Annotated in this window: 13 protein-coding genes and 1 pseudogene; 7 read left to right on the plus strand and 7 right to left on the minus strand. The window is 71.4% G+C overall.

What is annotated here, in order from left to right; all coding sequences use genetic code 11:
- Nucleotides 1–110: 110 nt before the first annotated feature.
- From RMT89_RS30415 to RMT89_RS30425, 3 genes are all read left to right on the plus strand, one after another.
- Nucleotides 111–1,328, plus strand: a complete 1,218-nt coding sequence (locus RMT89_RS30415) for an MFS transporter (protein ID WP_315886986.1) — start codon at nt 111–113, stop codon at nt 1,326–1,328.
- Between the two features lie 205 nt (nt 1,329–1,533).
- Nucleotides 1,534–2,559: an ATP-binding cassette domain-containing protein gene (locus RMT89_RS30420; RefSeq protein WP_315886987.1), complete on the plus strand. Its 1,026-nt coding sequence runs from the start codon at nt 1,534–1,536 to the stop codon at nt 2,557–2,559.
- On the plus strand, nt 2,556–3,356 hold the full coding sequence (locus RMT89_RS30425; protein ID WP_315886988.1) for an ABC transporter permease: 801 nt from the start codon (nt 2,556–2,558) through the stop codon (nt 3,354–3,356). Before RMT89_RS30420 ends, RMT89_RS30425 begins: the two co-directional genes overlap by 4 nt.
- An 11-nt stretch (nt 3,357–3,367) precedes the next feature.
- On the opposite strand, the gene RMT89_RS30430 is transcribed toward RMT89_RS30425, so the two are convergent.
- A complete protein-coding gene (locus tag RMT89_RS30430; RefSeq protein WP_315886989.1) occupies nt 3,368–6,607 on the minus strand; it encodes a BTAD domain-containing putative transcriptional regulator in 3,240 nt (1,079 codons plus the stop codon).
- A gap of 41 nt (nt 6,608–6,648) precedes the next feature.
- Nucleotides 6,649–7,200, minus strand: coding sequence for a DUF6578 domain-containing protein (locus RMT89_RS30435; RefSeq protein ID WP_315886990.1), 552 nt, complete (start codon nt 7,198–7,200; stop codon nt 6,649–6,651).
- Nucleotides 7,201–7,306: 106 nt separating this feature from the next.
- On the opposite strand from RMT89_RS30435, the gene RMT89_RS30440 reads away from it, so the two are divergent.
- Entirely contained in the window at nt 7,307–8,074 is a 768-nt protein-coding gene (locus RMT89_RS30440) for a site-2 protease family protein (protein WP_315886991.1), read from the plus strand.
- On the opposite strand, the gene RMT89_RS30445 is transcribed toward RMT89_RS30440, so the two are convergent.
- The 3 genes and pseudogenes from RMT89_RS30445 to RMT89_RS30455 all read right to left on the minus strand — a co-directional run.
- Entirely contained in the window at nt 8,059–8,238 is a 180-nt protein-coding gene (locus RMT89_RS30445; protein WP_315886992.1) for a hypothetical protein, read from the minus strand. The genes RMT89_RS30440 and RMT89_RS30445 overlap by 16 nt on opposite strands.
- Nucleotides 8,239–8,298: 60 nt before the next feature.
- Nucleotides 8,299–9,006 (minus strand): NADPH-dependent F420 reductase, encoded by a 708-nt coding sequence (npdG, locus tag RMT89_RS30450; RefSeq protein WP_315886993.1) that lies wholly within the window; start codon nt 9,004–9,006, stop codon nt 8,299–8,301.
- Between the two features lie 37 nt (nt 9,007–9,043).
- A pseudogene (locus tag RMT89_RS30455) lies at nt 9,044–9,553 on the minus strand (exo-alpha-sialidase); the annotation flags it as partial.
- Nucleotides 9,554–9,672: 119 nt separating this feature from the next.
- On the opposite strand from RMT89_RS30455, the gene RMT89_RS30460 reads away from it, so the two are divergent.
- A complete protein-coding gene (locus RMT89_RS30460; RefSeq protein ID WP_315886994.1) occupies nt 9,673–10,407 on the plus strand; it encodes a hypothetical protein in 735 nt (244 codons plus the stop codon).
- Between the two features lie 184 nt (nt 10,408–10,591).
- Nucleotides 10,592–11,863, plus strand: a complete 1,272-nt coding sequence (locus RMT89_RS30465; RefSeq protein WP_315886995.1) for an MFS transporter — start codon at nt 10,592–10,594, stop codon at nt 11,861–11,863.
- Here RMT89_RS30465 and RMT89_RS30470 read toward each other — a convergent pair.
- Together RMT89_RS30470 and RMT89_RS30475 are read right to left on the minus strand one after the other, a co-directional pair.
- Nucleotides 11,860–12,084 carry a hypothetical protein gene (locus tag RMT89_RS30470; RefSeq protein WP_315886996.1) on the minus strand — a complete coding sequence of 75 codons (225 nt, stop codon included), beginning with the start codon at nt 12,082–12,084 and terminating at the stop codon, nt 11,860–11,862. The two genes, RMT89_RS30465 and RMT89_RS30470, sit on opposite strands and share 4 nt — an antisense overlap.
- A gap of 97 nt (nt 12,085–12,181) precedes the next feature.
- Nucleotides 12,182–12,598 (minus strand): zinc ribbon domain-containing protein, encoded by a 417-nt coding sequence (locus RMT89_RS30475; protein WP_315886997.1) that lies wholly within the window; start codon nt 12,596–12,598, stop codon nt 12,182–12,184.
- Nucleotides 12,599–12,803: 205 nt separating this feature from the next.
- Between RMT89_RS30475 and map the strand changes: the two genes are divergently transcribed.
- Nucleotides 12,804–13,661 (plus strand): type I methionyl aminopeptidase, encoded by an 858-nt coding sequence (map, locus tag RMT89_RS30480; RefSeq protein WP_315886998.1) that lies wholly within the window; start codon nt 12,804–12,806, stop codon nt 13,659–13,661.
- Nucleotides 13,662–13,717 lie beyond the last annotated feature (56 nt).

The raw sequence follows: 13,717 nt of genomic DNA on the forward strand, positions 1-13,717 counted from the left end.
CCACGGCAACCCGGTCTTCACCTCCAGGAATACTGGGCCTGAGAGGCTTTGTTCCGTACGTGAACATACGATGTACGGAACTCCGCTCCCCTGAAAGGCACAGGCCCTTCATGCCCCTGGCCCTGCTCGCTCTGGCCGTCGGCGCTTTTGGTATCGGCACCACCGAGTTCGTGATGATGGGCCTGCTGCCCGACGTCGCGGCCGACCTCGGCATCTCCATCCCGACCGCCGGCCACCTCGTCTCGGCGTACGCCCTCGGCGTCGTCATCGGCGCCCCGCTCCTCGCGGCCGTCACCGCCCGCATGTCCCGCCGCAAGGTCCTGATCGGCCTGATGGTCCTCTTCGTGGCCGGCAACGCGCTGTCGGCCTTCGCCCCCGACAACGGCTCACTGCTCGCCGCCCGCTTCCTGAGCGGCCTGCCGCACGGCGCCTTCTTCGGCGTGGGCGCGGTCGTCGCCACGTCCCTGGTGGCGCCCGAGCGCAAGGCCCGCTCGGTGTCCCTGATGTTCCTGGGCCTGACGGTCGCGAACATCGCGGGCGTCCCCGTGGCCACGCTCATGGGCCAGCACCTGGGCTGGCGGGCGACGTTCCTGGGGGTGAGCGCGATCGGGCTGGCCGCGATCGTGTCGCTGGCCCTGCTGATCCCGCGTGATGGCGGGGGTGCCCCCGCTCACGGTCTGCGCGGCGAACTGGCGGCGCTGAAGTCGCTGCCCGTGTGGCTGGCCCTCGGTACGACGGTGGCGGGCTTCGGGGCGCTCTTCGCGGCGTACAGCTACATCACACCGATGCTCACGGACGCCGCCGGTTATGCCGACGCCAGCGTGACGGTCCTGCTCGCGCTGTTCGGCGTCGGCGCGACGGCCGGGAACCTGCTGGGCGGACGCCTGGCGGACCACGCGATGCGCGCGACGCTGTTCGGCGGGCTGGCGTCGCTGGCCCTGGTCCTGGGGCTGTTCCCGCTGCTGATGTCCTCGGCGTGGAGCGCGGCGGTGGCGGTGGTGCTGCTCGGCATGGCGGCGTTCGTGACGGGTTCCCCGCTCCAGCTGATGGTCATGGAGAAGGCATCGTCGGCCCCGTCCCTGGCGTCCTCCGCGAACCAGGCCGCGTTCAACCTGGCGAACGCCGGGGGTGCGTGGATCGGGGGTCTGGCCCTGGCGGCAGGCTTCGGCGTCACGTCCCCGGCGGTCGCGGGCGGGGCACTGGCGGTGCTGGGCCTGGGCGTGGCCGGGGCAGCGTACGCGGTGGACCGGAGCCGGGTGCCGGAGACCGGTCGGGAGCGGGTCGTCGCGGGGCATGTGCCTCAGGAGGCGGAGGCGGTGCGGTCCTGAGGGAGGGGGCCGGGCCCCTTCCCGTGGCGCAGCGGTCCCTCGATCGCGCTCGGCGAGCTGCGCTGCCCCAGACAGGGCAGAAAGCCCCCGTACGGCCCCTATTGGGCTACCGGGCAGCGGGTTCGGAGATCGGTGTCGGCAGTCTGTAGGCCCCTGTAGGCCCCCTGTCGGTGGTTTGTCGGTGGGGGCTGGCAGCTTCGGGGGCATGACACGAATCGACAAGAACCCCACCGGCGCGGGCAGCGCCGTCACCGTGCGGGGGCTGGTCAAGCACTACGGCGAGACCAAGGCGTTGGACGGTGTGGATCTGGATGTGCGCGAGGGGACCGTGATGGGGGTGCTCGGGCCCAACGGGGCCGGGAAGACCACCCTGGTGAGGATTCTGTCCACGCTGCTCGCGCCCGACTCCGGGCAGGCCACCGTCGTCGGGTACGACGTCGTACGGCAGCCTCGGCAGTTGCGCCGGGTGATCGGGCTGACCGGGCAGTACGCCTCCGTGGACGAGAAGCTTCCGGGGTGGGAGAACCTGTATCTCATCGGGCGGCTGCTCGATCTGTCGAGGCGGGACGCCCGGGCCAGGGCCGATGAGCTGCTGGAGCGGTTCTCGCTGACCGACGCCGGCAAGCGGCCCGCCGCCACCTACTCCGGCGGTATGCGGCGGCGGCTCGATCTCGCCGCCTCGATGATCGGGCACCCGGCTGTGCTGTATCTCGACGAGCCGACCACCGGGCTCGACCCCCGTACCCGCAACGAGGTGTGGGCCGAGGTGAAGGCCATGGTCGGCGACGGGGTCACCGTGCTGCTGACCACCCAGTACATGGAAGAGGCCGAGCAGCTCGCCTCCGAGCTGACCGTCGTCGACCGGGGGAAGGTCATCGCCAAGGGCGGGATCGATGAGCTCAAGGCCAAGGTCGGGGGGCGGACCCTTCGGATCAAGCCGGCCGATCCGCTGCAGCTGCGGCCGCTCGCCTCCCACCTCGACAGCCTCGGGATCACCGGGCTCGCCACCACCACCGTCGACACCGACCGCGGCGCGCTGCTGGTGCCGATCCTCAGTGACGAGCAGCTCACCGCCGTCGTCGGTGCCGTCACCGCGCGCGGAGTCACCCTCTCCTCCGTCACCACCGAACTGCCCAGCCTCGACGAGGTGTTCCTGTCCCTCACCGGCCACCGTGCCAGTGCCCCGCAGGACGCCGTGCCCGTCGACGACCGCGAGGAGGTCGCCGTATGAGCGCCATCACCGCAGACACCGGAATCCCCTTGCGTGCGCATGCCCGGCACACCGGGGCGCTCGTACGCCGCAATCTGCTGTGGATCCGACAGGACCCGGAGTCGATGTTCGACGCCGTCCTGTTCCCGATCGTCTTCACGCTGCTGTTCGTGTACGTCTTCGGCGGCTCCATCGGACAGTCGCTGGGCGGCGGCCAGGACGAGTACGTGCAGTACGTCATGCCGGGCATGCTGGCCATGATGGGCATGACCATGGCCCAGGGCGTGGGCACCGGCTTCAACCAGGACTTCAACTCCGGTGTCATGGACCGCTTCCGGTCCCTGCCGATCGGCCGCGGCTCGGTGCTGTTCGCGAAGATCGCCGTGGAGTTGATGCGCATGCTGTTCGCGACCTGCGTGCTCATGGCGGTCGGCGTGCTCGTGGGCTTCGACATCGACAACTGGGGCGGTCTGCTGGCCTCCGTCGCGCTGTCCGTGGCCTTCGGCTCGGCGCTGATGTGGGTGTTCCTCACGCTCGGCGTGGTGATGAAGAACGCGCAGTCCGTGCAGGCGATGGGCTTCCTGGTGCTGATGCCGCTCCAGTTCGGCTCGTCGATCTTCGCACCGACCCAGTCGATGCCGGGCTGGCTGCAGAACTTCACCGACTACAACCCGCTGTCCTCGCTCGCGGACGCGGCCCGCGGACTGATGATCGGCGGTCCGGTCGCCCACGACCTGTGGCTGACGCTCGGCTGGTCCGTGCTGCTCACGGCGGTCATGGCACCGATCGCCATCCACAAGTTCCGTACCAAGACCTGATCCCGAAAGGATCACACCAGGGCGGCTGCCTCCTTCGCGGTGAGGCCGCCGCCCTCGGCGTACCCCGCCTCGTACTCCTCGTCACCGAGCACCGACCGCACCGCCGCCACCGCCCGCTCCCTTGACTCACGCTCCAGCGAGGAGTGCAGATGCCCGGGCAGCAGCAGCGCGTCGGCGGCCCCGAGGCAGCGGGCGGCGTCGACGCCCTCGCCGCTCCCGGCCAGCGCCAGCGCGGCGACGGTCAGGTAGACCGAGACCATCTGCGGCGCCATGGCCTTCGACAGCGGGTCCTCGGCCTGTTCGATACCGCGCCGGATCTTCTCCCGCGCCTCTTCGTGGAGGCCCTCGGAGACGTCCAGCCAGGCCTCCTGCGCCAGGATGAACGCGTCGAAGACGATGAAGTGGGCGATGGAGAACTCCTCGCGCAGCAGCCGGATGTGCTCGCGCGCCTCGGCGACCCGGTCGGTGATGCTGAGCCAGCCGGCGAGGGCGACCCGGCAGAACGGCATCGCCTCGTTGTGGCCGCCGTCCAGCGCGGCGAGTGTCTCCCGCAGCAGGCGTTCGCCCCGCTCGCTGTCCCCGCCCTCCAGCAGCACGCTGCCCAACCGGGCGGTGAGGACGGCCTGTTGGGCATGGGCGCCGAGCTTCCGGGCGTGCTCGATGGCAGCCTCGTAGTCGGCGGCTGCCAGAAGGTACTCCCCCTTGCGCTCCCGGGCCTCGGCGCGCGCCGACAGCGCCTCGGCGGTGCCCCAGTCGTCGCCGAGGCGCCGGTAGATGGCCAGCGACTCGTCGGCGTCCCGCGCGGCGGCGCTCACCTGCTCGGGGCGGTTGGCGAGCATATTGGCCCGCATCTGGAGGGTGGCGGCCAGCTCCCAGTCGTAGTCCGGGGTCCGCCGGCAGGTCTCCACGGCGGCGTCGAGCATCCGGCCGACCCGGTCCACGTCGCCGGAGAGCACCACGGCGAAGATCACGAGCAGTCCGGGGCTACGGCAGTTCTGCGGCATTCCCGGCTCATAGGCCTCGGCGATCGCGCGCAGCTTCTGCTGGGCCGCCGGGTTCTGCCATGCGTCCAACTCGGTGTCCATACAGGCAAGGTGGGCCAGATGAACCCCGCGCCGGGCCTCCGCCAGGATCTCTCCGGTGTACGGCGGCGGCTCGGCGGTGCAGCGCTGCCAGACCGGCTCGGCCGGCCGGACCGGTACGGCGAAGGGGTCGGGGCCGAGCGCCATGACCTCCTTGCACCAGTTGCGGGCCTCGATCCGCAGATCGCGCATCTGCCAGTACCAGGCCAGCGACAGCACCAGCGTCAGCGCCTCCTGCTCGGCACGCTCGGCGACGGCGTGCCTCAGGGCGGTGCGCAGGTTCTCGTACTCCCGCTGGAGCCTTTCCACGGCGTCCAGTTGGCCGGGACCGCGCAGCAACGGGTCGGTGGTGCGGGCGAGTTCGCGGTAGTACGTCAGATGCGCGCGCTCGGCGCGGGGGCGTTCCCCGGCCTCGTCCAGGCGTTCGCCGGCGTATTCGGCGACGGTTTCCAGGAGCCGGTAGCGCATCGCGTCGTCGCCGCACGGGGTGGACACGACGAGCGACTTGTCGACAAGGGAACCCAGCGCCTCCAGTGCGGCGGTCCCGCACACGGCCTCCGCGGCGGGCAGGTCGCAGCCGCCCGCGAAGACCGACAGCCGCCGCAGCACGTCCCGTTCGTCCTCGTCGAGCAGGTCCCAGGACCAGTCGACTACGGCCCTGAGGGTCTGCTGGCGGGGCAGGACGGTACGGCTGCCGGAGGTGAGCAGCCGGAAGCGGTCGTCGAGCCGGTCGGCGATCTGGCGGGGCGTGAGTATCCGCAGCCGGGCGGCGGCGAGTTCGATGGCGAGGGGCAGGCCGTCGAGGCGGCGGCAGATCTCGGCGCAGGCCTCGGGGTCGTCGTCGACGCGGAACCCGGGCCGGGCGGCTGCGCCGCGGTCCGCGAACAGCCGCAGGGCGTACGGCTGCGGCAGCGGCTCCACCGGGCGCAGCACCTCGCCCGGTACGCCGAGGGGTTCGCGGCTGGTGGCCAGGACGGTCAGTCCCGGGCAGCGGGCCAGCAGCTGCTCCACCAGGCGGGCGGCGGCGTCGACGACGTGCTCGCAGTTGTCGAGGACGATCAGCATGCGGCGCCGGGCGCAGTGCTCCACGAGCCGCTCGACCGGGTCGTCGTGCCGGTCGGCGACGGCGGTACGGAACTCCTCGGCACCGGCGCCGTACATCACGGTCTCGCGGGCCCCGACGGCGGTGAGCACGGCCTCCGGTACGGCGGCCGGGTCGTCGACGGGTGCGAGCTCGGCCAGCCAGATCCCGTCCCGGGCGGTGTCCCGGAGCGTCTCGGCGGCCTCCTGCGACAGCCGGGTCTTCCCGGCGCCGCCGGGCCCGAGGAGCGTGACGAGGCGGGCGCTGCCGAGGTCCCCGCGGATGGCATCGATGTCGGCCTCCCGGCCGACGAAGGAGGTGAGCCGGGCGCGGAGGTTGCCGAGCTGAGCGGCCTGCGGCGCCGGTTTCAGCAACTCCCCGTGCAGCGCTCGCAGTTCAGCACCGGGCTCGGACCCGAGCTGCTCGGCGAGCAGCTGTCGTACGTCGTCGTAGGCGGCCAGCGCCTCGGCGGGGCGGCCGGTGTCGCGCAACGCGCGCAGGCGCAGCGCCTGCAAGGGCTCGTCCAGCGGGTGGCTGTCGCACAGGGCGGTCAGCTCCGGCAGCGCGGCTTCGGCCTGGCCGAGGGCGAGGGCGGCGGTGTGGCGGGCGCGCAGGGCGTCGAGGTGGCGGGTGTCCCAGCGGGCCGCTTCGGCGGCACGGTCGGGGAGGTCGGCGAGGGCGGGGCCGCGCCACAGGGCGAGGGCGTCGTCGAGGACGCCGGCGGCCTTGGCGGGGTCGCCGTCGGCGAGGGCGCGGATGCCGTCGGCGGTAAGCCGCTCGAAACGGTGCAGGTCGATGTCGTCGGGCCCGGCGGCCAGCCGGTACCCACCCGCCACGGACTCCACGGCACCGGCTCCGAGAACCCGCCGCAACCGCCCGACGAGCGCCTGCAGCGCCCCCGCGGCGTCGGCGGGCGGATCCGCGCCCCACACCTCGTCCACGAGGAACTGCGCGGGCACGGCCCGCCCGCCCCGCAGGGCGAGCACGCTGAGCAGGGCACGCAGCCGCGCCCCGCCGACCGGTACGGGGGTGCCGTCGGGACGGAGGGCCTGAGTGGTGCCGAGGATGCGATAGCGCACGGGGTCCATTGTCTCCGGAGAGCGGGGGTGGGATCGGCGGACGGCTCGGTTCAGGCCGTCGGGGCCTCCAGGGTCACCAGTACTCCGGCCTCCATCCGCCGTCGGCCGCGTGAGTCCGGGCCCGTGTCCTTGAACCACTTCGGGCAGCTGTCGACCGGCCGCAGCGCCCGCTCCCCCGGCACCGGCTCCCAGGTGCCCGAGCCGGGTACGGGCTCGGCGTACTCCTGGGTCAGGATCTGGATGTCCCGCACCCGGCCGGTGACCTCCGGCCACTGGCCCCCGTGCGTCTCGACCGTCAGCAGCCCGACGAGACGGATCCGGTCACGGGGGCGCTCCTCGCCGAGGTCCTCCGGTGCCACGACGTCGACTGTGTGCTCGTGCAGCGCCACCGTCAGTCCCGTCTCCTCCTGGAGCACCCGGACGCCCCGCACATCCGCCACCTCCCCGACGACCTTCGCCAGCCGGTCGTCCCAGTCGCCGCCGCCCAGGACCTCCCCGGAGCTTTTGAGCAGCAGCGGCCGGCTCACCTCCTCGCCCGCCGAGAACGGCTTGCCGCAGCACTCCATCTGCCAGTCCGCGTAGAACACATGCCAGATCCCCATCCCCCTACCTTCTACGGAACCCACGCACGACCGCGAGACGTTTTCCCGGTGCGCCCGGTACCGTCGGGCGGCAGCACTCCGCGTGCCGACCAGTTCAGGGAGCCGCATGACCGCCACCACCACCCGTCACAGCGAGCGCCGGATGAGTCCTGTCTTCGTCGGGATCCTGGCCGTCACGGCGGTGACCGGCTGGGCGACCTGGACCGGCTTCGCGGAGCAGCCGGGGCTCGCCGTGTTCCTGTTCGTGACGGCGGCCTGGATCGTCTCCCTGTGTCTGCACGAGTACGCCCACGCCCGCACGGCGCTGCACAGCGGCGACATCACGGTCGGCGCGAAGGGCTACCTCACGCTGAACCCGCTGAAGTACACGCACGCGCTGCTGAGCATCGTGCTCCCGGTCCTCTTCGTGATCATGGGCGGGATCGGTCTGCCCGGCGGTGCCGTCTTCATCGAGCGCGGGCGGATCCGGGGGCGGTGGCGGCACAGCCTCGTCTCGGCGGCGGGTCCGCTCACGAACCTGCTGTTCGCCGCTGTGTGCACGGCGCCGTTCTGGCTCGACGCCCTCGACGGCGTCCCCGACGACTTCCGGTTCGCGCTGGCCTTCCTCGCCCTGCTCCAGGTCACGGCCGCGATCCTGAACTTCCTGCCGGTTCCGGGCCTGGACGGCTACGGCGTGATCGAGCCCTGGCTGTCGTACAACATCAGGCGCCAGGTGGAGCCGTTCGCACCGTTCGGTCTGCTGTTCGTGTTCGCGCTGCTGTGGCTGCCCGCGGTGAACGGCGTGTTCTTCGACATGGTCGACGCGGTGCTGCGGGGGCTCGGGGTGAGCGAACTGGAGACGGCGCTCGGCTGGGACCTCTACCGCTTCTGGTAGGCGGCGGCCTTCCCGCGCTTCAGGTAGTACCAGCACATGTTGGACGACAGCCCCGCCAGCAGTACCCAGATGATGCCCAGGAAGCTGCCCTGCGCGAAGGAGACGACGGCGGCGGCCACGGCGAGGACGCAGACGACCAGGGCGTAGAGGGCGAGGCGGGGCATGCGAGGGGCTCCTGTCGGGGGGACACTGCGGTACGTCGCCGTCCAGTGTCCCCCATCCCCTCATACGTCCGTGATGCGGAGTCCCGCGTGCGCCTTGTAGCGCCGGTTGACGGAGATCAGGTTCGCGACCAGGGACTCGACCTGGTGGGCGTTGCGCAGCCGCCCGGCGAAGATGCCGCGCATGCCGGGGATACGGCCGGCCAGGGCCTGGACGATCTCGACATCGGCGCGGACCTCGCCGAGCACCATCACATCGGTGTCGATCTCGTCGATCTCCGGGTCCTCCAGCAGCACCGCCGACAGGTGGTGGAAGGCGGCCGTGACCCGTGAGTCCGGCAGCAGCGCCGCCGCCTGCTCCGCCGCGCTGCCCTCCTCCGGCTTCAGCGCGTAGGCGCCCTTCTTGTCGAAGCCGAGCGGGTTGACGCAGTCGACGACCAGCTTCCCGGCGAGCTCCTCGCGCAGCGACTCCAGCGTCTTGCCGTGGCCCTCCCAGGGCACGGCGACGATCACGATGTCGCTGCGGCGGGCGCACTCGGCGTTGTCGGCGCCCTCGACACCGTGGCCGAGTTCCTCGGCGGCGGTCTGCGCGCGGTCCGCCGCACGGGAGCCGATGATCACCTTCTGGCCGGCCTTGGCGAGCCGGTAGGCCAGGCCCTTGCCCTGCGGCCCGGTCCCGCCGAGCACGCCGACGACAAGCCCGGAGACATCGGGAAGGTCCCAGGGATCCTTGGCGGGAGCCTTCTGTGCAGCACTGTCGGTAGAGGTCATGGCCCGACTTTACGTCCGCGTCGACAGCCCCCTTCGCTCAGGTGAGCCGCGTCACGGGCACGCGCCGGAAGACGATGCGCTCGTAGGCGCCGAAGTCGCCGGTCTCGTAGAGGAGTCCGACGCTGTCGGCGTCGATGCGCACCAGGTCGGAGTAGGCGGCGGGCAGGCCGTCGACGGTGACGCGGGGGTGCCAGGTGGTGCCGGAGTCGGTGGAGACGCGGATCGTCCTCAGGGTGCGGCCGCCGGGGAAGGCGGGGCCGGAGAAGAGCAGCACGTCGGGGTCGCGCAGCTGCAGGACGCCGGCCTCGCAGACCGGCCCGTCGAGTCCGGCCTGGGGGCGGAAGGGATGGTGGAGGGTGCGGCCGCCGTCCTTGGAGTGGGCGTCGGCGCGGTTGCCGGGCGACGGGGAGTCGTTGCGGGCGTTGAAGTAGACGCGGCCGTCGGGGAGTTCGGCGGCGGTGGTCTCGTTGACGTTCACGTAGCCGTTGGGATTCTGGTCGATGTACCCGATCGACCAGGTGGCGCCGCGGTCGTCGCTGAGCAGACAGGGGACGGAGGCGGGCAGGGAGGCGGCGGATGCCGGCATGTCGTACTGCTTGCCCAGGTTGGGCGAATTCCTGGTGAACCGCCGGTCACGAGTGGCGTGGTGCGGCAGGATGCGGACCCATGGATGCCGTACGGGTCGCGCTGCTGCGCGAAGTGCTCGCCGGGACCGAGTGGTTGGGGGCCACCCGGCGGTTCGCGGGTGTCCTGCGGGGCTCGGTGGTCTCGCACGGCGGCGGGCTGCTGCTCGTCGGCACACCGGAGTACGAGCCGTGGCATCTCGCGGCCCATCTGGTCGACGAGGCCGCGTGGTCGGGCACGCCCGAGCTGACCCCGACGCTCGTACGGCATGACGCGCGCGCCTCGGACCCGGCACATCTGGCGGTCGGCCTCGGCCGTCTTGCGGCGGCGCGACGGGGCGAGACGCTGCTGGTGGTGTCGCCCCAGGGCGCGGACGCGCGACTGGCGGGACCGCCGCGGGGGCTGGACGCAGGACTGGCGGAGCCGCCGCGGGGGCCGGACGCAGGACTGGCGGGATCACCGAAGGGGCTGGACGCCGTATCGGGAGTGTCGCCGCACGGGCCGCACGACGGGCTGCTGGAGCGGGTGCATGACGCCCGGCGGGCCGGGGCGACGGTGTTGGCGCTGGGGCCCGGCGAGGGGGACCTGGTGGCGATGGCGCATGAGTCACTGGCGGTCCCCGAGGGCACGGACCTGGACCTGGACACGGTGCAGCACCTGGTGAGCGCGGCGGCCGGCGAGAGCTCCGTCCCCTCTCCCCGGGCACGCAGACGCTTCCGGGACCGCCTCTCGGCACTGGCGGACCAGCTGACGGCGCCGCCACCGGCGCGGTGGTGAGACAGCCGGCTCCTCAATCCCGCCCTTCCACCCTCCGCCACGGCGGCGCGCGGCGATGACCCGGCCGGGCGCCAGTGACCGGCCGAAGGACCAGTCACCACCCTCTTCGTGACCGCCGCGCGCCGACGCCCCGCTCCGAAAAGCAGTTGCCCCGCTCTCCCGCCCCTCCCGACCATGACCTCTCGTGACTTCCTTCCTCCCCGACCTCGCCCCCTGGCGTGCCTCCGCCGACTTCCGGCGGCTGTGGCTGTCGGGGCTGATCTCCGGCTTCGGCAGCTTTCTGACGTTCGTGGCGCTGCCGGTGCAGATCAAGGAGCTGACCGGGTCCGCGGCGGCCGTCGGGGCGATCGGGGCCGTGGAGCTGATCCCGCTGATCGTCTTCGGGTTGTACGGCGGTGCCCTCGCCGACGCGCTCGACAAGCGGGGCCTGATCATCTGGACCGAGGCGGGGCAGGGGCTGCTGAGCGCGCTGCTGCTGGTGAACGCCCTGCTGCCGCAGCCCGCCGTATGGCCGCTGTATGTGGTGGCAGCCCTCTCCTCGGCACTCGTGTCCGTGCAGCGCCCCGCGCTCGACTCGCTCTGGCCGCGGATCGTGGCCCATGACCACCTGCCGGCCGCCGCCTCCCTGAACGCCCTGCGCTGGACGGTCGGCGGAGTCGCGGGCCCAGCGGTGGCGGGAGTGGTGGTCGCGTACGCGGGCTTCGGCTGGGCCTACGCGGCCGACCTGCTGACCTTCGCCGTCTCGGTCGTACTGATCATCCCGCTCGCCTCCTCCCCCGCCGCGCACGAGGCGGCGAAACCGTCGCTGAAGGCCATCGCCGAGGGAGCCCGGTACGCCTGGAGCCGCAAGGAACTCCTCGGCACCTACGCCGTCGACATCGCCGCTATGTTCCTGGCGATGCCGCTGGCGCTGCTGCCGTTTCTCGCGGACGAGCTGGACGCGGAGTGGTCGCTGGGCCTGATGTACGCGGCGGTGCCGTTCGGGTCGCTGCTGGTGAGCGTGAGCAGCGGCTGGACCGGGCGGATCCATCGGCACGGGCGGATGGTGGTGCTGGCGGCGGCGCTGTGGGGCGTGGCCATCGCGGCCGCGGGGGTCGTGGGCAACGTATGGCTGGTACTGCTGTTCCTGACCGTGGCGGGCGGCTGCGACATGGTGAGCGGGATCTTCCGCGGGGTCATGTGGAACCAGACGATCCCGGACGAGCTGCGCGGCCGGCTCGCCGGGATCGAGCTGCTGTCGTACTCCGTCGGACCGACCCTCGGCCAGGTCAGGTCGGGCGGTTTCGCCGCGTGGTGGGGCGTGCGGGCGTCGGTGTGGTCGGGCGGACTGCTGTGCGCCGGCGCGGTGGGGCTGCTGGCGCTGTGCCTGCCGAAGCTGATGACGTACGACGCCCGGACGAGCGAGCACGCGAAGAGCGTGCGCGCGCAACGCGAGGCGGCATCGGCACCGGCCTAGTCGTCGGTGCTGGTGGGGGCGTCATGCCAGTTGGGGTCGTTCTCCCACTGGAGGTTGCGCTCGCGGGCGGTCTCCATCGCGTGCTCGGCCTCCCTGCGGGACGTGTAGGGGCCGAAGCGGTCCTTGCCGGGGCAGTCGGGTCCCTCCTCGACCTTCTTGTGCTCCAGGCAGTAGTACCACTCGCCCGGCTTTCCGACGGTACGCTTCTTGAACAAGGCCATGACCTGCTCCTCTCCTCGCCAGGGACATGTTCCGTTACCTAAGTCTCCGTGACTTTCGGCATTCCAGGCGTTTCCGTCTGGAAGGTCCGTGACGGTGTCACCGGAGCGCGAGTTGCGCTTCGGTGTCTTGACGACGGTCTCCCGTTTCCTTCTGCCACTCGTGCGGCAGGATTGCGCCACCTGCCCGCCCGCCCCGGCCGGTGTTCCGGTCGGAGCGTTGGCGGCGGGTCTTACGGTCGGTTCCACGGGGCTTCGACACGCGGGGCATGTCCTGGTCTCCGGCCACTCCGGTACCAGTGGTGCAGGCCGCCGCGAGGGCGACCAGGTTGTGGGCTGCGTTCTCGTCCCGGTCCAGGATCAGGCCGCAGGTGTCGCAGGTGAAGACTCGGACGTGCAGCGGCAGCTTGGCTTTCGTTGCACCGCAGTACGCAGCACGGGCGGCACCGCAGTGCGAACGCAGCGCCCGCTCCTGACCGACATTCGGGTCCAGGGCAAACCGGTAGGCCTGCACCACGCAACCGGGCCCTGCCCGAAACTTCCCGTACACCTGATCGTCCCCCGCCTCAAGAATCCCCTCACCGCACCCAACGAGCACCACCCACGATGGTCACGCATTCGATGAAGGAACTTTCGTTCCTATTTCCGGGAAGGAAGGCAAAGACCTCAGCCCGCATCGGGCGGCACCGTCAATCCCATGCCCGCTGGTTAGACTCGCTGGCATGTCTGGCCAGTCGCTGCTCGTACCAGGGGAGCTGTCTCCCACCCGTTCCGTACCCGGAAACATCCGCCGTCCCGAGTACGTCGGCAAGCCCGCGCCGACGCCGTACTCGGGCCCGGAGGTGCAGACTCCGGAGACCATCGAGGCGATGCGCGTCGCCGGCCGTATCGCCGCCCGGGCCATGGCCGAGGCGGCGAAGCTGATCGCGCCCGGGGTCACCACCGACGAACTGGACCAGGTGGCGCACGAGTACCTGTGCGACCACGGCGCCTACCCGTCGACGCTCGGCTACCGGGGTTTCCCGAAGTCCCTGTGTACGAGCCTCAACGAAGTGATCTGCCACGGCATTCCGGACTCGACGGTGCTGCGCGACGGCGACATCATCAACCTCGACGTGACGGCGTACATCGGCGGGGTGCACGGCGACAACAACGCGACGTACCTGGTGGGTGACGTCGACGAGGAGAGCCGGCTGCTGGTGGAGCGGACCCGGGAGTCCCTCAACCGCGCGATCAAGGCGGTCAAGCCGGGCCGTCAGATCAATGTCATCGGCCGCGTGATCGAGTCGTACGCCAAGCGCTTCGGCTACGGCGTGGTGCGTGACTTCACGGGCCACGGCATCAACTCGTCCTTCCACTCCGGCCTGATCATCCCGCACTACGACAGTCCGCACGCGACGACGGTCATCCAGCCCGGGATGACCTTCACGATCGAGCCGATGCTGACGCTGGGCACGCACGAGTACGACATGTGGGACGACGGCTGGACGGTCGTGACGAGGGACCGGAAGCGGACGGCGCAGTTCGAGCACACGCTGGTGGTGACGGAGACGGGGGCGGAGATCCTAACGCTGCCGTAGCACCACCGAGACCCGTCACCTGCTGGGGGCGGGTCTTTTCTTGTACGCTTTTACCG

This window comes from Streptomyces sp. P17, assembly GCF_032436805.1.
Classification (GTDB): domain Bacteria; phylum Actinomycetota; class Actinomycetes; order Streptomycetales; family Streptomycetaceae; genus Streptomyces.